Annotated in this window: 17 protein-coding genes; all 17 read left to right on the top strand. The window is 35.5% G+C overall.

The window, feature by feature from the left end; genetic code table 11:
- The first annotated feature begins 7 nt into the window (after positions 1–7).
- The 17 genes from recA (at position 8) to spoVK (ending at position 21,537) form a co-directional block, all read left to right on the top strand.
- Positions 8–1,042, top strand: a complete 1,035-nt coding sequence (gene recA / locus OEV98_RS00270; protein ID WP_263071126.1) for a recombinase RecA — start codon at positions 8–10, stop codon at positions 1,040–1,042.
- 720 nt (positions 1,043–1,762) lie between these two features.
- A complete protein-coding gene (rny, locus tag OEV98_RS00265) occupies positions 1,763–3,322 on the top strand; it encodes a ribonuclease Y (RefSeq protein WP_263071125.1) in 1,560 nt (519 codons plus the stop codon).
- 324 nt (positions 3,323–3,646) lie between these two features.
- Positions 3,647–4,444 carry a TIGR00282 family metallophosphoesterase gene (locus tag OEV98_RS00260; RefSeq protein WP_263071124.1) on the top strand — a complete coding sequence of 266 codons (798 nt, stop codon included), beginning with the start codon at positions 3,647–3,649 and terminating at the stop codon, positions 4,442–4,444.
- A 292-nt stretch (positions 4,445–4,736) separates the two neighbouring features.
- On the top strand, positions 4,737–4,997 hold the full coding sequence (spoVS, locus tag OEV98_RS00255) for a stage V sporulation protein SpoVS (protein ID WP_019391885.1): 261 nt from the start codon (positions 4,737–4,739) through the stop codon (positions 4,995–4,997).
- A gap of 364 nt (positions 4,998–5,361) precedes the next feature.
- Positions 5,362–5,967 carry a kinase gene (locus OEV98_RS00250; protein ID WP_263071123.1) on the top strand — a complete coding sequence of 202 codons (606 nt, stop codon included), beginning with the start codon at positions 5,362–5,364 and terminating at the stop codon, positions 5,965–5,967.
- Positions 5,968–6,008: 41 nt separating this feature from the next.
- Entirely contained in the window at positions 6,009–6,434 is a 426-nt protein-coding gene (locus OEV98_RS00245; protein ID WP_263071122.1) for a DUF1801 domain-containing protein, read from the top strand.
- Between the two features lie 270 nt (positions 6,435–6,704).
- On the top strand, positions 6,705–8,252 hold the full coding sequence (miaB, locus tag OEV98_RS00240) for a tRNA (N6-isopentenyl adenosine(37)-C2)-methylthiotransferase MiaB (protein WP_263071121.1): 1,548 nt from the start codon (positions 6,705–6,707) through the stop codon (positions 8,250–8,252).
- Entirely contained in the window at positions 8,253–8,684 is a 432-nt protein-coding gene (locus OEV98_RS00235) for a RicAFT regulatory complex protein RicA family protein (protein ID WP_263071120.1), read from the top strand. It abuts the gene before it with no gap.
- Positions 8,685–8,934: 250 nt separating this feature from the next.
- The gene (locus OEV98_RS00230; RefSeq protein WP_263071119.1) at positions 8,935–9,699 is read left to right on the top strand and encodes a metallophosphoesterase; all 765 of its coding nucleotides are present in this window, start codon (positions 8,935–8,937) and stop codon (positions 9,697–9,699) included.
- 299 nt (positions 9,700–9,998) lie between these two features.
- Positions 9,999–10,538, top strand: coding sequence for an outer spore coat protein CotE (gene cotE, locus OEV98_RS00225; protein ID WP_263071118.1), 540 nt, complete (start codon positions 9,999–10,001; stop codon positions 10,536–10,538).
- 268 nt (positions 10,539–10,806) lie between these two features.
- Positions 10,807–12,366, top strand: coding sequence for an acyl-CoA synthetase MbcS (gene mbcS / locus OEV98_RS00220; RefSeq protein ID WP_263071117.1), 1,560 nt, complete (start codon positions 10,807–10,809; stop codon positions 12,364–12,366).
- Between the two features lie 158 nt (positions 12,367–12,524).
- On the top strand, positions 12,525–15,206 hold the full coding sequence (gene mutS, locus OEV98_RS00215; protein WP_263071116.1) for a DNA mismatch repair protein MutS: 2,682 nt from the start codon (positions 12,525–12,527) through the stop codon (positions 15,204–15,206).
- A gap of 87 nt (positions 15,207–15,293) precedes the next feature.
- Positions 15,294–17,285 (top strand): DNA mismatch repair endonuclease MutL, encoded by a 1,992-nt coding sequence (gene mutL / locus OEV98_RS00210; RefSeq protein ID WP_263071115.1) that lies wholly within the window; start codon positions 15,294–15,296, stop codon positions 17,283–17,285.
- A gap of 728 nt (positions 17,286–18,013) precedes the next feature.
- Positions 18,014–18,328: a sporulation protein Cse60 gene (locus tag OEV98_RS00205; RefSeq protein ID WP_263071114.1), complete on the top strand. Its 315-nt coding sequence runs from the start codon at positions 18,014–18,016 to the stop codon at positions 18,326–18,328.
- 578 nt (positions 18,329–18,906) lie between these two features.
- Positions 18,907–19,860, top strand: a complete 954-nt coding sequence (miaA, locus tag OEV98_RS00200) for a tRNA (adenosine(37)-N6)-dimethylallyltransferase MiaA (RefSeq protein ID WP_263071113.1) — start codon at positions 18,907–18,909, stop codon at positions 19,858–19,860.
- A 30-nt stretch (positions 19,861–19,890) separates the two neighbouring features.
- Positions 19,891–20,115 carry an RNA chaperone Hfq gene (gene hfq, locus OEV98_RS00195; protein ID WP_263071112.1) on the top strand — a complete coding sequence of 75 codons (225 nt, stop codon included), beginning with the start codon at positions 19,891–19,893 and terminating at the stop codon, positions 20,113–20,115.
- 474 nt (positions 20,116–20,589) lie between these two features.
- A complete protein-coding gene (gene spoVK, locus OEV98_RS00190) occupies positions 20,590–21,537 on the top strand; it encodes a stage V sporulation protein K (protein WP_263071111.1) in 948 nt (315 codons plus the stop codon).
- The last annotated feature ends 82 nt before the right edge of the window (positions 21,538–21,619 follow it).

Here is a 21,619-nt window from a genome sequence, read left to right as displayed (position 1 = left end):
AAATTGAGTGAGTGAGCGCCAAGTAGCCTTAGAACAGGCTTTAAAACAAATTGAAAAACAATTTGGTAAAGGTTCTATTATGAAATTAGGTGAGCAAACGGATCGTCAAGTATCAACGATTTCTAGTGGCTCATTAGCATTAGATGTTGCATTAGGAGTAGGTGGATATCCGCGAGGTAGAATTATTGAAATATACGGACCAGAAAGTTCTGGTAAAACAACGGTAGCTCTACATGCCATTGCAGAAGTACAAAGAAATGGTGGCCAAGCAGCATTTATTGATGCTGAGCATGCCATGGATCCTAAATATGCAAAAAATTTAGGTGTTAATATTGATGAACTTCTTCTTTCTCAGCCAGATACTGGAGAACAAGGGCTTGAAATTGCTGAGGCTTTAGTACGGAGTGGTGCGGTTGATATTATAGTTATTGACTCTGTAGCAGCACTTGTTCCAAAAGCAGAGATTGAAGGAGAAATGGGTGACTCACACGTCGGTTTACAAGCTCGTCTTATGTCTCAAGCATTACGTAAACTTTCTGGTGCGATTAATAAATCAAAAACGATTGCTATTTTTATTAACCAAATCCGTGAAAAAGTTGGGATTATGTTTGGAAATCCAGAAACAACTCCTGGGGGTCGTGCCTTGAAATTTTACAGTACGGTTCGACTAGAAGTACGACGTGCCGAGCAATTAAAACAAGGAAATGACGTAGTTGGTAACAAAACGAAGATTAAAGTCGTAAAAAATAAAGTAGCTCCACCATTTAAAACTGCAGAAGTAGATATTATGTATGGAGAAGGTATTTCCTTGGATGGGGAAATTATCGATATGGGTTCAGAACTGGATGTTGTACAAAAGAGCGGTTCTTGGTATTCCTATGCAGGAGAAAGACTTGGACAAGGTCGTGAAAATGCCAAATTGTTCTTAAAAGAAAATCCTGAAGTAAAACATGAGATAATGATGAAAATTCGTGAACATTATCAACTAGATTCATTAGAACCAGTTGTATCGAATGATGATCAAGAAGAATTTGAACTTTAATACTTCATTTAAATTATCGTACAAGATCACTTTATAGTGGTCTTTTTTTTAGGTTCTTTCTAAAGAATGGTTGTAAATTCACCAAGATAAGTAATATGAAATGATGGTTTAATCTATTTTATACTGGTGATTAAGAAGTTTGCCGAAAATAGAAGGGAATTCTCATTATTTATCGAATTATTCAATGAGAAAGGAGGGGAACTTATAGGTCCTTTTGTCCAATTATCCGAAATAATAAAAGAAGGGCTATCCGTACTCATTGGCAAAAAGCATTTGCAAAATAATAACTATATGTGATCATTTGTATATACAAAAAATCTATAAAAAATTTTTTAAAAGAAATCAATTGGGAATGGAAAAGAGAGGAAATAAAAAATATACATAATTAATTATAATAAAAAGAATTTCCTATATTTACTTAAAATTATTGTAAAACATAGAATAGACGCGCACGTTGTAATAGGTTACAATGTTTGATAAAGAATTTAGACGCTATATAATAATTGGAAGCCCTTGACAAGAAAATTACGCACCTTTACAATTAATATGTATATTTTACAATTTTTTTTGTAAGTTTTGGTCAATAATTGATTGACTGAATGTGCAATTAATAAAGGTATGACATATATTACAGTACCTTTTGATTAACAAGATGATTTTAAAAATGTACATGCCGACATGTATGGAAGAGAAAAGTTCATAGCAAGAGGAGGTGAAATGATGGAACCATTGGAAATCATCATCTCCATTTTGCTTGGCCTCGTCGGTGTTGTTGCTGGCTATTTCATTCGAAAATCCGTTGCAGAAGCAAAAATTGCAGGTGCGAAGGATGCTGCTGAACAAATTGTAGAAGATGCAAAGCGTGAAGCGGAGTCTTTGAAGAAAGAAGCCCTGTTAGAAGCAAAGGATGAAATTCACAAACTTCGTACAGAAACTGAGCGTGAACTTCGTGAACGAAGAAGCGAATTGCAAAAACAAGAGAATAGGTTATTGCAAAAGGAAGAGAATCTTGACCGAAAAGATGAAACATTAGATAAGCGAGAGCTTATTTTAGAAAAGAAGGAAGATTCTCTAACTCAAAGACAACAGCATATTGAAGAGATGGAAAGCAAAGTGGAAGAGATGGTACGTGAACAAAAGGCTGAACTAGAACGGATTTCTAGTTTAACTAAGGACCAAGCGAAGGCCATCATAATTGAACGCGTTGAACAAGAACTTTCCCATGATATTGCTCTTATGGTTAAAGAGTCAGAAAACCGTGCGAAAGAAGAAGCGGACAAAAAAGCAAGGAATATCCTCTCACTAGCTATCCAACGATGTGCAGCAGATCATGTTGCCGAAACGACTGTCTCTGTTGTCAATTTACCTAATGATGAAATGAAAGGTAGGATAATTGGTCGGGAAGGTCGAAATATCCGTACTTTAGAAACTCTTACAGGGATTGATTTAATTATTGATGATACACCTGAAGCAGTCATTTTATCGGGATTTGACCCAATTCGCCGGGAAACCGCAAGACTTGCATTAGAAAAACTAGTTCAAGATGGAAGGATCCATCCGGCTCGAATTGAAGAAATGGTTGATAAATCTAGACGTGAAGTGGACGAATATATTCGTGAAATTGGTGAACAAACCACTTTTGAGGTTGGTGTTCATGGATTACATCCGGATTTAATCAAGATTTTAGGTCGTTTAAAATTCCGGACAAGTTATGGACAAAACGTTCTGAAGCATTCTATTGAGGTGTCGCAATTATCAGGTCTTCTCGCTGCTGAACTTGGTGAAGATGAAGTACTTGCGCGAAGAGCGGGATTACTTCATGATATCGGGAAAGCAGTTGATCATGAAATTGAAGGAAGCCACGTGGAAATTGGTGTCGAGTTGGCTACCAAGTATAAAGAACATCCGGTAGTTATCAATAGTATTGCATCCCACCATGGTGATTCGGAACCAACATCGATTATTGCAGTTCTTGTTGCTGCAGCGGATGCATTATCTGCCGCAAGACCAGGAGCTCGTAGTGAAACGTTAGAAAACTATATTCGTCGTTTGGAAAAATTAGAAGAAATATCTGAATCCTATGATGGTGTAGAGAAATCATTTGCTATACAAGCAGGACGTGAAATTCGTATCATTGTCAAACCGGATTTAATTGATGATTTAGAAGCACATCGTTTAGCAAGAGATATTCGCAAACGCATTGAAGGCGAACTTGACTACCCAGGTCATATTAAAGTGACGGTGATCCGGGAAACTCGAGCTGTTGAATATGCAAAATAAAATCCGTTAAATGAAAATGAAAAAGAGGCTGATGCTTAAAAGCATCAGCCTTTCCTATTTTTACTGGTTTTTAGATGTTTAGAGTAAAATGAACGGTAATGTGCTAAAATTAAACTATAAAGTTCGTTTAAATAGTAGTCTATGTATATGTTACTCTCGAGTGTAGCTAAATATACGAATACTATGTGTTGGATGGTTCAGCTTAATATATTTAGGTAGTCTTTCGTTATCAATAAACTATTCGAAAACAGCTTTTATACAATTTATTTACTATTTATCAAATTCATGGCTTCGTGAAAGTCTTTAAATAAGAAAGGAATTAATATGATTATTTTATTTATAGGTGATGTAGTAGGATCTCCCGGTAGGGATATGATTAAACAACATTTACCAGAGCTTAAAGAAAAATATCGGCCAATGCTTACTATTGTAAATGGGGAAAATGCCGCAAGTGGAAAAGGAATAACCAATAAAATTTATCGTGCCTTTATGGAACAAGGGGTTCAAGCAATTACGATGGGAAACCATACTTGGGATAATCGGGAAATTTTTGAGTTCATTGAGGATGCGAAGAATATGGTTCGCCCAGCCAATTATCCGGAAGGAACACCAGGAAAAGGAATCATGTATGTAAAATTAAATGCAATGGAAGTTGCGATTATAAATCTTCAAGGCAGGACGTTTTTACCAGCAATTGATTGTCCTTTTCGTAAGGCAGATGAACTAATCGCAGAAGCAAAAAAACGAACACCGTTTATTTTCGTTGATTTTCATGCGGAGGCTACTAGTGAGAAACAAGCAATGGGCTGGTATTTAGACGGTAGAGTAAGTGCGGTTGTAGGTACACATACCCATGTACAAACAGCAGATAACCGAATCTTGCCAAATGGCACAGCTTATATTACTGATGTTGGGATGACAGGGCCATATGATGGAATTTTAGGTACAGATCGTGAGACCGTTATCCGTAGATTTTTAACGAATTTACCTGCAAGATTTGAAGTGTCTACAAGTGGAAGAGCACAATTGAGCGGAGTTTTAATTGATTTAGATGAAAAAACAGGACATGCTAGAAAAATTGATCGGATATTAATAAATGACGATCAGCCGATGTTTTATTAAGGCCGTTATTTTGACTGCTGTCATTTGTAATTATACCTCGGACTGAATAATTCCGCGGTAACTAATCGAATCTTTTAAAATATGTCTTGAATTAAATTTTATGCTGATATTTATTTTATAGGCTCCTCCTTCTGAAAAATCAAGGCAATTGATTCTAGAAAATATTGAAAAATAAAGTCAAGTCTGGAATATGGGTACTTTCTGTTGAATATAGTAGCAATGGAAGGTGATTTCGACTTGCAGGTCAGTCCATGAAAAATCCAAACTAGTGAAATTCAAGGAGGAGCAAGAAATGGAAATATTAAAAGTTTCAGCAAAATCGAACCCCAACTCAGTAGCTGGTGCACTTGCAGGAGTCCTAAGAGAAAGAGGGGGCGCAGAGATTCAAGCGATTGGAGCAGGTGCACTTAATCAAGCGGTAAAAGCGGTAGCAATTGCCAGAGGTTTTGTAGCCCCAAGTGGTGTAGATTTAATTTGTATCCCTGCTTTTACGGATATTCAAATTGATGGCGAAGAAAGAACAGCCATTAAATTAATCGTTGAACCGCGTTAACGGGAAAATATTCGATTAATAGGAACGAATAGGATAGTAGGATTATGGGAAATAATCATTCCCAAAATACAAAAATTATGGATTTATACCATTTTACTATGTTACCAGTTTTGGGAACTGAGTATTCATTTCCTCAGCTTTGGTGGCCTGACTTGCTAAGCAAGCAGGCTTTATTTTTTTGTTAAAATAAAGCTGACATTATGGAAAATTAACATACCTGATAAAAAAACAATAGAGCCGGATGCAAATGTTTTGTATAATAATGACTGATAAATAAAAATAAATGAATAATTTTTCTGTCGCCCAATTAATTTTTCGCCAATAAAAAGATTAAAAACAATCAGGAAAGGTAAGAGGAACTCGTGTGAACAATAAAGAAAATGCCTATCAAATATTTACAAGAATAAAAGAAAATGTACATAACAATCGGATGATTATTGGTATTGATGGTTTAAGTAGATCAGGGAAAACTACACTCGTTCACGAGCTAAAAACGATGCTGACAAAGGCAAATATCCCTCATCTAGTAATTCACATGGATGACCATATTGTGACTCGATTATCTCGATACAATACTGGCTACGAACAGTGGTATGAATATTATAGTCTACAGTGGGATATTAATTGGTTAAGAGAAAATCTCTTTAAGAAGCTTCGAGTTGCAGATTATATAAACTTACCTTTTTATGATGAGCATACGGATTGCCAAATCGATCGTGAGGTAATCGTAAAAAATACAAAATTTATTATTATCGAAGGAGTATTTTTGCAACGAAGCGAATGGCGAGCTTTTTTTGATTTGATTGTATACTTGGATTGTGCCCGTATGAAACGATTTGCTAGAGAAAGCGTAGAAACACAAAGTAATAGGGAGAAGTTTACAAATCGGTATTGGAAAGCAGAGGATTACTACTTGAATACTATCCACCCTATACAAAACGCAGACATCGTTTTAAATAGAGAAGAGTAGATGGTGGGCCAATCGTTAAAAAAGTGTAAAGGAGAATGTGCATGGGATACAAGCTTAAGACGAGCGAAACGGATAATAGTGTTATAGAATTTATTGATCGTGTAGATAGTCCGAAAAAGAGGGAGGATGCCTATCGCTTATTGGATATTTTTCAGGAGGTAACAGGGTATTCTGCAAAAATGTGGGGGCCGAGTATCATTGGCTTTGGTTCTTATCATTATACATATGATTCTGGTCACGAGGGCGATGCTCCGTTAGTAGGATTTTCACCAAGAAAAGCAAAAATTAGTTTATATATGGCAACAGGTGACCCAGAGCGTGAAGTATTTCTTGAGCGGCTCGGCAAGCACACTACAGGAAAAGCATGTGTGTATATTAACAAGCTGGCTGATATAGATGTTGAAGTTTTAAAAGAGTTCATCCAGCATTCTGTAAGGTTTTTACAAGAAACCTATCCTGAAAAGTAATTATATAATCAATAATGATTATTTGTAATGTTCGCTAGTAGGGAATATATTTTGTTATGATGCGTAAGTGAGCATAGTATGGAAATAAAGTCGTTATCAAATAATTTTGATTTATATCCAGTTTCATGAATCTTCCATATAGTGTTGTTTGTGGTATATATTCAGTATATAATGTTATGGTATACATATTAAATAGTTGAAAGCGTTCCCTTGAAAATGTTGATAGAAGGGACTAGGCTACTCTGAGAAGGTTTGAAAGGAGTTTTTTCCATGAATGAACAACAAAGATTACAATCTCAACAAGTAGAAGCTGTAACTCCAACGGACAAAAAATCCGCAGCTGGAGAAAAAGATTATAGCAAATATTTTGAACGAGTTTATATGCCACCGTCCTTAAAAGATGCAAAAAGAAGAGGAAAAGAAGCGGTCAATTACCACAGTGATTTTGAAATAGGTGAAGAATTTAAAGGAATGGGTAACGGCAGAAAATTTTATATTCGTACATATGGCTGTCAAATGAATGAGCATGATACAGAAGTGATGGCAGGTATTTTTACGGAGCTCGGTTATGAGCCAACGAATACGGTAGAAGATGCGGATGTTATCCTTCTTAATACTTGCGCGATTCGTGAAAATGCGGAAAACAAAGTGTATGGAGAATTAGGCCATTTAAAACCATTGAAGCAAGAAAAGCCTGATTTACTTCTAGGTGTATGTGGTTGTATGGCACAGGAAGAGGCAGTAGTTAACCAAATTTTAAAAGTACATCAGCATGTTGACGTTATTTTCGGAACACATAATATTCATCGCCTACCACAAATTTTGAAAGAAGCATATATGTCAAAAGAAATGGTAGTCGAAGTTTGGTCAAAAGAAGGCGACATCATTGAAAACCTTCCAAAAGTACGGAAAGGGAAAATTAAAGGCTGGGTTAACATTATGTATGGCTGTGACAAGTTCTGCACGTACTGTATTGTTCCGTATACACGTGGGAAGGAAAGAAGCCGCCGACCAGAGGATATTATTCAAGAGGTTCGCCATCTAGCTTCTCAAGGCTATAAAGAAATTACTTTACTAGGGCAAAATGTAAATGCGTATGGAAAAGACTTTGACGATATCGACTATCGTTTAGGTGATTTAATGGATGATTTGCGGAAAATTGATATTCCACGAATTCGCTTTACTACAAGTCATCCACGGGATTTTGATGACCATTTAATCGAAGTGTTAGCAAAAGGTGGAAATCTTGTCGACCATATTCATTTACCGGTACAATCAGGATCTAGTAGTATGTTAAAGATTATGGCAAGGAAATATACTCGGGAATCCTATTTGGAGTTAGTGGGCAAAATTAAAACAGCGATTCCGAATGTATCCCTTACAACCGATATTATTGTTGGTTTTCCAAATGAAACAGAGGAACAATTTGAAGAAACATTATCCTTGTATCGTGAGGTTGGATTTGATGCTGCATTTACCTTTATTTATTCACCGCGAGAAGGTACGCCGGCTGCAAAGATGAAAGATAATGTTCCAATGGAAGTTAAGAAAGAACGATTACAACGGTTAAACGCATTAGTTAATGAAATATCAGCACAAAAAATGAAAGCAATGGAAGGACAAATAGTAGAAGTACTTGTAGAAGGTCCATCTAAAAATAATCCAGATGTATTAGCTGGATACACAAGAAAAAATAAATTAGTTAATTTTGTTGCACCACATTCGGTTATTGGAAACCTTGTTAACGTAAAAATTACGGAAGCAAGAACTTGGTCATTGAATGGAGAAATGGTGGAAGAAACTATTGAGGTGGTTTAAATGGGGAAATATACAAAGGATGACATTATTACAAAGGCGAGAGAATTAGCAAAAATGATCGCTGATACTGAAGAAGTAGAATATTTCAAAAAAGCGGAAGCAAAGATTAATGAAAACCAAAAGGTTCGAGAAAAAATTGCAAGCTTAAAGAGCTTACAAAAACAAGCTGTAAATTTCCAAAACTATGGAAAAACAAATGCACTGAAACAAGTAGAAGCGAAATTAGAAGCAATTGAAAAAGAAATCGATGAACTTCCAATTGTTCAAGATTTTAAAGAGTCCCAGTACGAGGTAAATGAACTTTTACAAATTGTCTCTAATACCATTGCGAATAAAGTTACCGATGAAATCATCAAATCAACAGATGGTGACTTACTCCAAGGGAAAACTGGTTCTCAAGTAAAAAATGAACCGAACGGGATGATTCATTAATTCCAAGTAGTATCCAATAGGAAAGGTCTATTTTTTAGAAAGGAAACTCTTATACGGAGAGTTTCTTTTTCTTTTTAAAGTGAAAATGATGAGATAGTACTTGTAGAAACATTTTTTCGCATTAGAAAAATTGTAATAAATGGCCAATACTAATATAGCTATTTATAAAGTTGACCATTAATTTTCGTGTTTTTTTGTACCGCTTTAAATGCTGTCATCAGATAGTAATGGCTGAAGGGAGGGAAGGCGCATGTATTTCATAGGCTTAAGTATCATTGCGGTCTTATTACTATTATTTATGTGGAAAGAAGCATTTCGGAATCATGTAAGCAACCAGGTAATTCACCTTGAGAATTTGCCAGAATCCTTTTCTGATCTACATATATTTTTTATTTCAGACATACACCGTCGACTTATTCATCAGGATATAATCGAGCAAGTAAAAGGGAAGGTAGATATCGTTATTATTGGAGGTGATTTAACGGAAAGGGGTGTCCCATTTTCTAGAACGAAAGAAAATATTCAGCGGCTAAACGTACTAGGGCCAGTTTATTTTGTTTGGGGTAATAATGACTTCGAAGTAAATAATGCGAATTTACGAAGAGAGCTGATTAGCTCAAATGTTAAAATATTGGAAAATTCACATGCGACCCTCCGTTCCCAAACGGGAGAAAAAATATATTTAATCGGTGTTGGTGAAATCAGTTTTGAATTGGATCGATTAGATATTGCACTGGAAAACATCGATGATCCGAATGGCTTTAAAATCGTTATTTGCCATAACCCGGAAATAGTGGATCAAATTACTCCCGCTGACAATATACCACTTGTTTTAAGTGGGCATACACATGGTGGACAAATAAATTTCTTTGGTTTAGGTCTCTACCCTATTGGTAAGCTCCATCATTTATCGTTTACCAATATACTGATTAGTAATGGTTATGGGACGACAAAGCTACCATTACGATTATGTGCAAGAGCTGAATGCCACCTAATCAAAATATCAAAAAATTAGCGGGATAGCGATAAGTAAAGTGTTATCGGAAAGAGGCTAGCGGCTATTTCGAGCATCTGACAATTGCGAAGTAAATAAACTACGTGAAATGAGCTTTTTAAAAGAAGATAAAGATAATATAGGCACAATTTTTTACTTCAAACATAAGGTGGTGATATACCTTCATCCTTATGTTTTTTTATTTTCAAAAAGAAAAATAAAAGGGTCATCACATACAGAAATAATGAAATATTTATTCGCACACTAGTCTAATGTCCCGCATAGGATGAAGTGATAAAACTTGAGGAGGTTACGCTCGCATGGCAAATCATAGAGAGATTATTACAAAAGCGGTCGTTGCGAAAGGGCTAAAATTTACACAGTCCACCCATACGATTCGTCCATCCCATGCTCCGTCAAGTATCCTTGGCGCCTGGATCATAAACCATGCTTATGAAGCGAAAAAGGTCGGAAAAACAGTAGAAATCCATGGGTCTTATGATATAAACTGCTGGTATTCCTGCAATGACAATACGAAAACAGATGTAGCAACTGAGAAAGTACACTATCATGATGTCGTTAAGCTAAAATACAAAGACGATCACACAATCGAAGACAAAGAAGTCATTGCAAAAGTGCTTCAACAGCCAAATTGTGCAGAAGCTGTCATTTCCCCGAATGGTAATAAAATTATTGTGACAGCGGAGCGGGAGTTCCTTGTAGAAGTAATCGGCGAAACAAAAATCGTTGTTTGCTTATGCCAAGATGACTATGACGATGATGAGTGGGATTTAGATGTAGATGATGAAGAATTTGAAGAATTAAATCCAGACTTTTTAGTAAGTGGTGAAGAAGAATAATAATCGAATAAGATGCTAACACACCAGGCTATCCGGCTTATTAAACGAGATAGCCTTTTTTCTTTTGGATATATTCTCTTATATTTTCATAGATTGCCTGTTTCAATCGGGTAATGTAAAGCATTGAATTAGTACCAAGTAATATAAATAACTTTTAATATTAGGTAATATATGATACAGTTAATTAATAATCACTTGTCACTACATAATCGATGAGTGTTACCAGTTTAGAATGCATAAGGATTCTATAAAAGTGAGGGATACAAATATGAATATTCAAGAGTTAATTGCTCCAGATGATTACAATCTTACAGAGGAAATAGAAAAGCATTATTCAGAAAAGCTAGCATTGAAATTTGTCGATAAAGATGAAAATAGAGTAGAAGTTTCATATAAACAATTAATTGATAAGGCTAACCAGTTTGCCAATGGATTAAAACAATTAGGTCTTGTAAAAGGAGATCGAATAATGGTTGTTGTCCCGAGGTCAATTGAAGCGTATATGATTTACCTTGCTTGCTTAAAAGCAGGATATGTCGTTATACCTGGTTCTGAAATGCTTCGCGCACATGATATTTTATATCGAATGAATGATGGGGAAGTAAAAGCGGTAGTTGCATATGCTTCGTTTTGTTCAGAAATCAATAAAATTGTTGAACAATCGCTATTTCTAAAGCATATGATTGCTTTTGGAGAAAAGATTTCAGGATGGCTAGATTTTGATCAATTAATAGAAGGGCAATCAACGTCATTTCCAAAGGCCGATACAAAAAAAGAGGATATGGCATTTATTTCCTATACTTCTGGTACGACTGGACAACCAAAAGGAGTTGTTCATGTGCACGGCTGGGCATATGCACATATACGGACGGCTGCAAGTAGATGGTTAAATATTAATAGCAGTGACACTGTTTGGGCAACTGCTGCACCAGGATGGCAAAAATGGGTATGGAGTCCGTTCTTATCGATACTCGGAATGGGTGCAACAGCATTTGTTTATCAAGGAAAGTTTGTGCCAAAAAAATATTTAACATTATTACAGAACGAAAGAATAAATGTATTATGCTGTACACCGACAGAATATCGCTTAATGGCAAAGGAAAGTGATTTAGAAAACTATGATCTTTCTAAATTACATAGTGCAGTTTCTGCTGGTGAGGCATTAAATCGAGAGGTTATAGATACATTCCGAAACTATTTTAACCTGAATGTACGTGATGGTTATGGACAAACAGAGAGCACATTACTTGTTGGTACTGTGAAGGATATGGAAATAAGACCAGGCTCAATGGGGAAACCAATTATGCCAGAGTTTATGGAAATTGTCGATGAAGAGGGAAACCCAGTTTCTGCTGGAGTTATCGGAAACATCGCGATTCGTAAAGATTTCCCAGCATTGTTTTCCCATTATTATAAAGATCCGGAACGTACGAAGAATGCTTTTTGCGGAAATTACTTTGTAACAGGTGATCGAGCATATAAGGATGAGGATCAATATTTTTGGTTCCAAGGTAGAAGTGATGATATGATCATTAGTTCGGGTTATACGATTGGACCATTTGAAGTAGAAGATGCACTAATGAAACATGAGGCGGTAAAAGAATGCGCAGTAGTTGCGAGTCCTGATCCAATCCGTGGTAATGTAGTAAAAGCATTTGTTGTGCTGAAGGATGGAGTTAATGGGGCAGCAGATCTTGTGAAAGAATTGCAAAAACATGTTAAAACATTGACAGCACCTTATAAATACCCAAGAATTATCGAATTTGTTTCATTGTTACCAAAAACAGATTCTGGAAAAATTCGTCGTGTGGAGCTACGGAAAATATAATATAAATTAGGATTAGCAAGCGACCATATTTGATTTCACTTTCAAATATGGTCTTCTTTATTTCTATATCATTCGTGGTATTTTGACTAAATTCGATGTCAAATTAGCCAAGCTATGGTATAATTAGCATTTGAAGTATATACGGGAGTGGTATTGGAATGGAACAATATACGCCGATGATGCAACAATATTTAAAAATAAAGGCAGAATATATGGATGCCTTTTTATTTTTTCGTTTAGGCGATTTTTATGAAATGTTTTTCGACGATGCAATTAAAGCATCGCAAGAATTAGAAATTACGTTAACCGCAAAAAATGCAGGGGTGGAAGAAAAAGTACCAATGTGTGGTGTACCTTACCATTCTGCCCAAGGATATATAGAAACATTAGTAGAACGAGGGTATAAAGTAGCTATTTGTGAGCAGGTAGAGGATCCAAAGACATCGAAAGGTGTAGTAAAAAGGGAAGTTATTCAATTAATTACACCAGGAACGATGATGGAAGGTCGAAGCTTACACGATAAAGAAAATAACTATATAGCCACGATAACTGACTTTTTAGATGATACATTTGGATTGGCCTATACAGATTTATCCACAGGGGAAAGTAAAGTTACGCTTTTAACGGATGGTTGGCGAGAGGTGGTAAATGAACTCGCAACAATCCATACAAAGGAAATTGTCGTATCTTCTCAATTCCCAATCGATAAGCAGTCAGAGATGAAAGAGCGGATCAATGCGACCATTTCCTATGAGGAGGAAACAGATGTTGCTCCGCAATTTGCGCATATTCTATCCTCTACAAAGCAGGAAAAATTACAAAAGACTGCGGCGAGACTGCTTCATTATTTATATCGTAGCCAAAAGCGTTCGTTGGACCACATTCAACCACTAGTTATGTACCAAGTCCATCAATATATGAAAATCGATTATTTTTCAAAGCGGAATTTAGAGTTAACCGAAACAATCCGTTCGAAAGGGAAAAAAGGATCGTTATTATGGCTATTGGATGAAACAATGACGGCTATGGGTGGACGCTTATTAAAGCAATGGATTGATCGCCCGCTGCTTTCTAAACATGCGATTGAAGAACGTCTTCACCAAGTGGAAGTATTGAAAGAACATTATTTCGAAAGACAAGAATTACGTGAACGACTAAAGCAAGTTTATGATATTGAACGATTGGCTGGTAAAGTAGCGTTTGGTAATGTAAATGCCCGCGACTTAGTCAATTTAAAAAGTACATTAAAACAAATACCGGAATTAATTCAAATATTACAAAATATCCCGGATGAAACATTACAGAACCGGTTAAAAGACTTAGATCCAGTTGAAGAAGTTAGCAGTCTTATCGAAACGGCAATATTAGATAATCCACCACTGTCTGTTAAAGAAGGAAACATGATTCGTGATGGCTATAACTCACAGCTTGATAATTACCGTTATGCAACGAGAAACGGAAAAACATGGATTGCAGAATTAGAAAAATCCGAACGGGAAATAACCGGCATAAAATCACTTAAAGTCGGCTACAATCGTGTGTTTGGTTATTATATAGAGGTTACAAAAGCGAATCTGCATTTGCTTCCAGAAGGGAAATATGAACGTAAACAAACGTTAACAAATGCTGAACGCTTTATTACACCGGAATTAAAAGAAAAAGAATCCTTGATTTTAGAAGCTGAGGAAAAAAGTATTGATCTAGAATATGATTTGTTTTTACAAATCCGAGAACACGTAAAAAAATATATTCCTAGATTACAAAACTTAGCAAAAAAAGTAAGTGAATTAGACTGTTTACAATGTTTTGCGACAATCAGTGAGGAACGACGTTATGTAAAACCAACTTTTAGTGATGATCGTAAGCTAGCCATTGTAGAGGGACGCCATCCAGTAGTTGAAAAAGTGATGGCAATACAAGCATATGTACCAAATGATTGTTTCATGAATGCAGATCGAGAGCTATTACTAATTACGGGACCAAATATGTCTGGGAAAAGTACATTTATGCGCCAAGTTGCCCTCACTGCAATTCTTGCCCAAATCGGTTGCTTTGTTCCAGCAGATCAAGCAATCCTTCCGATTTTTGATCAAATTTTCACAAGAATTGGTGCTGCAGATGATCTAATAAGCGGGCAAAGTACGTTTATGGTAGAAATGCTAGAAGCGCAAAATGCGATTAGTCATGCGACTGAAAATAGTTTAATATTATTTGATGAAATTGGACGAGGTACCTCAACCTATGATGGTATGGCATTAGCACAAGCAATGATTGAATATATTCATGAAAAAATTGGTGCCAAAACATTATTCTCCACTCATTATCATGAATTAACAATTTTACAGGATAGTCTCGAAAAATTAGTAAATGTCCATGTAAGTGCAGTGGAACGAAATGGACATGTTGTCTTTCTGCATAAAATTAAAGAAGGGGCAGCAGACAAAAGTTATGGTATACATGTCGCAAAACTTGCCGATTTACCGCAGGAGCTAATTCATCGAGCAGAGGAAATATTATCTCAATTAGAAAATGAAAAAAACTATGAGCGTGCAGATGGCAGTGAGTTAGAGTCAATCCGATTAGCAGAACAAAGTGCAACGGTTAATCATGAAAAAGGCAATGCACAGGAGAAGGTAGCTGCTCAACAGGAAAGTGTGAAGTCGGAAAAAAGTGAAGCACAATTATCCTTCTTTGATGATGCGATAACTTTAGCGGATACTGAATTTGCTAGCAAAGAGAAGAAAGTGCTACAAGAATTAAAATCGATTAATTTACTTGAGATGACACCACTTCAAGCAATAAATGCTATATATGATTTACAAAAGAAATTAAAAAAATGAGGATAAGTATTGATGAAATCCCAGTTTCCCTAAAGGCAAGCGGAAAAAAGGTAATGTCGGAAACAATACGCACGAGGAAGTGGTCAAATGGGAAAGATTGTATTATTGGATGATAGCCTTTCAAATAAAATTAACGCGGGTGAAGTGGTAGAACGTCCTGCCTCTGTTGTTAAAGAGCTTGTGGAAAATGCAATTGATGCCAACAGCACGAATATCGAAGTAGAGATTGAGGAAGCTGGCTTATCGAAAATTCGCATCATTGATAATGGAGATGGGATTGAAGAAGACGATGTTTTACGTGCGTTTGCTAGACATGCAACGAGTAAAATCAAGGATGAAAATGATTTGTTTCGAATTAAAACACTTGGATTTCGCGGAGAAGCATTACCGAGTATTGCCTCTGTCTCGAAAGTGGAACTAATAACAAGCACTGGCGCAGGTGCCGGAACAAGATTAGTACTTGAAGGTGGAAAACAAATTACGTTTGAACCAGCACCAAGCAGAAAGGGTACCGATTTTACTGTCTCTAATTTATTCTTTAATACGCCTGCTCGCCTAAAATATTTGAAAACCATTCATACCGAGCTTGGAAATATTACGGATGTTATGAATCGTCTTGCCTTGGCGCATCCAGAAATAGCAATGAAATTAATTCATAATGGAAGAACATTACTTCATACAACAGGTAATGGGGATGCACGTCAAGTACTTTCCGCAATCTATGGATTTAATATCGTAAAGAAAATGATACCTATTCATGCAACTTCCTTAGACTTTCAGCTAGATGGCTATCTCGCCCTACCGGAACTTACGCGTGCATCTAGAAACTATATTTCTACAATGGTCAATGGACGGTTTATTAAAAATTATGGTATTGCAAATGCGGTTATAGCAGGATACCATACGTTACTACCGATTGGACGATTTCCGCTCGTATTTTTAAATATTACGATGGATCCAATATTAATCGATGTAAATGTACATCCTACCAAAATGGAAGTGCGATTAAGTAAAGAGCAAGACTTATTTATCCTCATAACAGAAACAATTAAAAATGCGTTTCGAAAACAAACATTAATACCAGTAGGAAATACACCAAAAATTGAGAAGGAAAAATCAGAGCAAATTAAATTAAATTTAGACCATTTACCTGGGAATGCAAGTCAACGGGTGGAACGTTCGCCTTTATCGAAAATAGAAAGGGAAGTAGTAAGAGACTTCCTTCCTTCTATTCAAACAGATTGGGAAAATTATCGAAGTGAAGCAAAGGATAATCTATCCAATAACGTACCGGTGGTAGATGAAGCTATAAAAGATACAGTGGATCCGAACATACCATCCTCGATTCCAAAGAAGCAGGATACAGTAGCTATTATTCATGAAGAGCGAAGCGATTTGTTGGATTCGTCTAATCCTCTGGATGAAGCAATTACTTACTTCGAACAACTGGAAGAGAATTCGGATTGGGAAGCAAATACAAACGCTTCTGAATCGGATCGTATTCCGCCATTATACCCAATTGGGCAAATGCATGGCACATATATTCTTGCCCAAAATGAAAATGGATTGTATATTATAGATCAGCATGCTGCACAAGAAAGAATCAAATACGAATTCTTTCGAGACAAAATTGGAGAAGTATCTAATGAGCTTCAAGAGCTGCTTCTTCCGATGACATTGCAATTTTCAAATGATGAATATATTAAATTAGAGCAGCATTTGGAGGAATTAGAAAAGGTTGGCGTGTTTTTAGAGCCGTTCGGCGGTAATTCCTTCATTGTTCGAAGTCATCCACACTGGTTCCCACGTGGAGAAGAGCAAGAGACGATACAGGAAATCATTGAGCAAGTATTATCGATGAAAAACGTCGATTTAAAAAAACTGCGGGAAGCTACTGCAATTATGATGAGCTGTAAAGGATCGATTAAAGCGAATCATCATTTACGTAATGATGAAATTCAACAATTATTAGATACATTAAGATTAACAACAGATCCATTCACATGTCCACATGGCAGACCAATTATTATTCATTTTTCCACTTATGAGATGGAGAAGATGTTTAAACGAGTGATGTAATTTAAAACAAGGCGAAATACCTTTAAACAAGGATTTCGCCTTGTTTTTTTCTATTATCAACATAAAATGACCACATTTATTGCTGTGATGGTGCTTTTTTTGAGTGCATTAGCAAAATGGCGGCGTACTTTTTTGTAAGTTAGGAGTAACATGACAGGAAGGAAAGATTAAATGAGGAAATCAAGGAGTTAAGTAAAAGTAAAAACAAAAATGTAGCAGCATTAGAAAAAAACTGGCTGAATGAAGTAGGAAAAAACTTATTAACAGTAGGAGCAGTAATATGTCATTTTCCCTCGATAGGATGAAGAAAGGGAGAAAACCAGGTAATCGTAGAGGAGTAGATAAACGAAATATTTATCAGTAAATTGCTCTAATTAATATTGAGTTATTTCCAGATTGAAGCGCGTTAGAAATAAGAGCAAAGAAATCAGAGAGGATACGAAGCGAAAAGTCGTCGATGTTTTGGCCGAGTAATCCGCACGAGAAAAAGAATGCTCTCTTTTATACATGTCCAAAAGTATGAGTTTTGCAGAAATATCGGAAACATTACGTATTTCGATAAGTTCTGCTCAAGTTTATATTAAAAGAGCGGATGAAAAATAAAATATATTGTTTAGTTTTGTCATGTAATTGTCATGCAATCACACATATATGAAAATTATTTTAATATTTTCCTTGAAAAAACCTTCTCAGTTGTCGAAATATAAATTGGAGAGGGGGGAATATTTATGGAAAGTATAGTAACTTGTACAACGTGTGGAACAAAAAATAGAACTACAACAATAAAAGGTGCTAAATGTGGAAATTGTGGTCAACACATAATTTCTAATACAACTAGTTACGGTATTTCAAATACTATTAGGACTAAGTTATTAAGCACATCTCATGACTTTATTATAGAAAGAAAGATAAATGAATTTTTATCAAAAAACAAAGTAGAAATTTTAGATATTAAGTTCTCGACCTTTTATGCAGAAGGAAACGAAGAATATCAAAGAAATACATATAATGCTTTGATAATTTATCGTGAGCTTGAATTATAAAGTAAGATCTACTCATATATTTTATTCTAAAGAGGATTTTGTCTCCTTTGTCGAAATGATTAGACGAAAGGAGATGGATAAAATAAAAGGAATATGGAAATAGTTAGGTGTGTTTAATAGTTGTCCATCAAAATTTGATTGACTACCAAAATGACCATATATTATACGTTTTGATTAAAAAATTAAACGAAATAATATAGTTTCGGATATATCCTTAAAAGTTAATAAATACAGAAGATGAAAATAGATGAATTTAATCGATATTAGTAAAATAAAAAAGTGATGTAATCGAAGCGAGGACAAACCCTATGGGGAAAAGTATGTTCCTTGCTTTTGATTCTTTATGGCTATTTAAATACCTATAACACAACTAGTCAATGATTGCCCAATGCTAGCCTCATGTTAAAGCTAATTTTTTTTCGACAAAAATCGCCTGTGTTACGTATAAAAAAAACGCCGTTGGTAATAATGTTTTGGTGTTTAACTTTTTTAGAAAATTGTGGTAAAATAGTGGTGCAAGTGTTTCATTTGAAATGTTTTACATAAGAAAGAGTTGAGTTGAAAGCAGTGAGTGAATATTGAGCAACAAAGAGAAATTACTTGTACTAATTGGACCTACATCCGTCGGAAAAACGAAAATGAGTATTGATTTAGCTAAAAAATTTAACGGTGAAATCATTAGTGGCGATTCAATGCAAATTTATCGCGGGATGGATATAGGCACTGCGAAAATTACAGAGGAAGAAATGGGTGGTATTCCCCATCATTTAATTGATATTAAGAATCCAGATGAATCTTTTTCTGTGGCAGAGTTCCAACAGCTAGTACGAAAGAAAATAACGGAAATTACCAATCGTAAGCGGCTGCCAATGATTGTTGGTGGTACAGGACTGTATATACAGTCTGTCATTTATGATTATCAATTCTCAGAAGTACCTGGTGATGAAAAAATCCGCCAACAATTAACAGAATCGGCGGAAAAAGAGGGAATCGAAAAGCTTTATGGACAATTACAAGTAATCGACCCAAAAGCAGCAGCAAAAATTCATCCCAATAATGAAAGAAGAGTTATCCGAGCGCTTGAAGTATATGTAACAACAGGTAAAACAATGACAGAATACGAAGAAAGTCAGAAAAAAGAGCTACTCTATGATGTCGTTCTCATTGGTTTAACAATGGATCGAGAATTACTCTACCAACGGATTAATGACCGAGTGGACATTATGATGCAGCGTGGATTGCTAAATGAAGTAAGAACATTACATGCATCGGGACTACAAAATGTTCAATCATTACAAGCGATTGGATATAAGGAATTACTGGAATACCTAGATGGTCATGTATCGCTGGAGGAAGCCATAGCAAATCTTAAACAAAATACAAGAAGGTTTGCGAAAAGACAGTTTACTTGGTTTAAAAATAAAATGGATATCATGTGGTTTGATCTGACAGATGAAAGACAGTATGAAAAAATTTTTGAAGAAATTTCCTATGTTATAGCAGGAAAGCTAGAAATAAAGGCGAATACATAAACATAGTAGAATCATGAGGAGGACAAAATAATGAAACAGCCAATCAATATTCAGGATCAATTTTTAAATCAATTACGAAAAGAAAATATTGGGGTTACAGTTTTCTTATTGAATGGATTCCAAATTCGTGGATTTGTAAAAGGGTTCGATAACTTCACTGTTCTATTCGAGTCCGATGGAAAACAACAATTAGTATTTAAACATGCAATCTCCACATTTTCTCCTGTAAGAAATGTCCAAATTGAATTAGAATAGTAGTGTTCACAAGAAAAAGCGGATATGGCCATTGTGCCAAATTCGCTTTTTTTTTGATATGTTTTTGTTTCTATTCCTTTAAGGAAAATGTTATTCTGATAAGTATGGATAAAAAGATTCATTTTGAAGGCATGACTTATTTTTTTCATGAATACATATAAATAGACATGGTGTTTCATAATCGAAGATAATCGTTATTTCTCCGATCGACGGTTACGATTGATTGAAAATTCATTTGATTTGTACAACCATGAGATTATCGTCCATTATACCCAAACCTTTGGAAATACTGCTTTATTTCTCGGGAAAGCGCAGGATTTGACAAGAGGTTGTAATTAATTTGTCGGAGTATTATAAAATTTGTCAAAAAAGAACGAAATACAAGTATGAAGCTTATTTTTTTCGACAAATGGGCGAATGTCACCATTTTTGTATCTGGGCGTATACTGTTGATAGGATTGAGAGGTGAACGCTTTGGAACAACCATTTCGAATGAAAAATAATGGGCAAATTAGCATTACATTAAACCCAAAAGTCAAAACGGAAGCGGTTGGTGAAACAAAAGCAATCGTTCCAGTAGAGGGATCTGTGGAACATGATATTTTAAAAGAAATTGAAGAAGACCTTAGTTCATTAGTTGGTCTTGAGGATATTAAAAAGGTTGTCAAGGAAATTTATGCTTGGATAATCGTTAATAAAAAAAGAGAAGAGCTAGGATTAAAGGCAGGAAAACAAGTTCTTCATATGATGTTTAAAGGAAATCCAGGTACTGGGAAAACAACTGTTGCAAGATTAATAGGAAAATTATTTCATAAGGTAAATGTTTTATCGAAAGGGCATTTAATTGAATGCGAGCGTGCAGATTTAGTCGGGGAATATATTGGCCACACTGCCCAAAAAACAAGAGATTTAATAAAAAAATCAATTGGTGGAATCTTGTTTATTGATGAAGCGTATTCACTTGGCAGAGGTGGAGAAAAGGATTTTGGTAAAGAGGCTATCGATACATTGGTAAAACATATGGAAGATCGCCAACATGAATTCGTGTTAATTCTGGCTGGATACTCACGGGAAATGGAAGGGTTTTTAGCACTGAACCCGGGATTGCAATCTAGGTTTCCGATTATTATTGAATTTCCTGATTACACCGTAGATCAATTAATGGAAATCGGGAAACAGATGATAAAGGAAAAAGAATATATTTTAAGTGAAGAAGCAGAACGGAAGCTTCGCGATCATTTATTACAAATAAAAAATACTTACCAGTCCACTCGCTTTTCCAATGGACGTTATATCCGTAATATTATTGAGAAATCAATTCGTGCACAGGCAATGCGGTTATTGATAAAAAATCAATACGATAAAAAGGAACTAATGACCATTAGAAGCAGTGATATATATTTTCCTGATGAAAAAGCTTGAGAGGCTCAGTTGAATGCAACTGGGCTTTTGTTATGCCTAGTCTAATGGGAAGCAATATGTAATACAAAATTCTTCATTTACT

It is taken from the genome of Perspicuibacillus lycopersici (assembly GCF_025660475.1).
GTDB classification, from domain to species: domain Bacteria; phylum Bacillota; class Bacilli; order Bacillales; family Caldibacillaceae; genus Perspicuibacillus; species Perspicuibacillus lycopersici.
The sequence above is the reverse complement of the archived record's forward strand: the minus strand, read 5'-3'. Positions and strand labels throughout refer to the sequence as shown.

Bases quoted from the DNA above. Each gene is read 5' to 3' on its own strand.
- OEV98_RS00245 (WP_263071122.1), top strand. From the start codon at position 6,009: ATGGGATACAAGCTTAAGACGAGCGAAACGGATAATAGTGTTATAGAA.
- OEV98_RS00205 (WP_263071114.1), top strand. From the start codon at position 18,014: ATGGAAAGTATAGTAACTTGTACAACGTGTGGAACAAAAAATAGAACT.
- rny (WP_263071125.1), top strand. From the start codon at position 1,763: ATGGAACCATTGGAAATCATCATCTCCATTTTGCTTGGCCTCGTCGGT.
- mbcS (WP_263071117.1), top strand. From the start codon at position 10,807: ATGAATATTCAAGAGTTAATTGCTCCAGATGATTACAATCTTACAGAG.
- mutS (WP_263071116.1), top strand. From the start codon at position 12,525: ATGGAACAATATACGCCGATGATGCAACAATATTTAAAAATAAAGGCA.
- OEV98_RS00235 (WP_263071120.1), top strand. From the start codon at position 8,253: ATGGGGAAATATACAAAGGATGACATTATTACAAAGGCGAGAGAATTA.
- OEV98_RS00230 (WP_263071119.1), top strand. From the start codon at position 8,935: ATGTATTTCATAGGCTTAAGTATCATTGCGGTCTTATTACTATTATTT.
- OEV98_RS00260 (WP_263071124.1), top strand. From the start codon at position 3,647: ATGATTATTTTATTTATAGGTGATGTAGTAGGATCTCCCGGTAGGGAT.
- hfq (WP_263071112.1), top strand. From the start codon at position 19,891: ATGAAACAGCCAATCAATATTCAGGATCAATTTTTAAATCAATTACGA.
- miaB (WP_263071121.1), top strand. From the start codon at position 6,705: ATGAATGAACAACAAAGATTACAATCTCAACAAGTAGAAGCTGTAACT.
- cotE (WP_263071118.1), top strand. From the start codon at position 9,999: ATGGCAAATCATAGAGAGATTATTACAAAAGCGGTCGTTGCGAAAGGG.
- spoVS (WP_019391885.1), top strand. From the start codon at position 4,737: ATGGAAATATTAAAAGTTTCAGCAAAATCGAACCCCAACTCAGTAGCT.
- mutL (WP_263071115.1), top strand. From the start codon at position 15,294: ATGGGAAAGATTGTATTATTGGATGATAGCCTTTCAAATAAAATTAAC.